Origin of the sequence: Psychrobacter sp. AOP5-GZ1-6 (genome assembly GCF_052376345.1) — a bacterium.
Taxonomy (GTDB): domain Bacteria; phylum Pseudomonadota; class Gammaproteobacteria; order Pseudomonadales; family Moraxellaceae; genus Psychrobacter.
This window is the reverse complement of the sequence record NZ_JBQSVP010000403.1, coordinates 1-248: the sequence shown is the minus strand read 5'-3', so window position 1 is coordinate 248 and position 248 is coordinate 1. Positions and strand designations below refer to the sequence as shown.

Genomic DNA, 248 nt, shown 5'->3' with positions numbered 1-248 from the left:
CGGCTTGTTCATTGTCTGTAGTAAATAGGCTAGGGCGTGTGCTAGACAATAAGCTACCAGTATTGATTAAGTGCTCACCATCACCGATAGACTGCATCAGGGTTTGATCATCAGATCTATGGGTAAAGTGACTGCCGTAGTTGGCCCCTGCTTGGGCTTCTAAGCGATTGATAGGTTGGGCAGGGCTGTCCAGTAGATAGCTTTTGGTCGGAGTCATGTGATTGCGACTGTCGGTATCGCTTGGATCA

General features: G+C 48.4%; 1 protein-coding gene. It reads right to left on the bottom strand.

Going from position 1 to position 248, the window contains the following annotated elements; translation table 11 throughout:
* Positions 1-248, bottom strand: a 248-nt coding sequence (locus ACT3RN_RS16375) for a hypothetical protein (RefSeq protein ID WP_444518913.1), incomplete at both ends; no start/stop codon positions are given.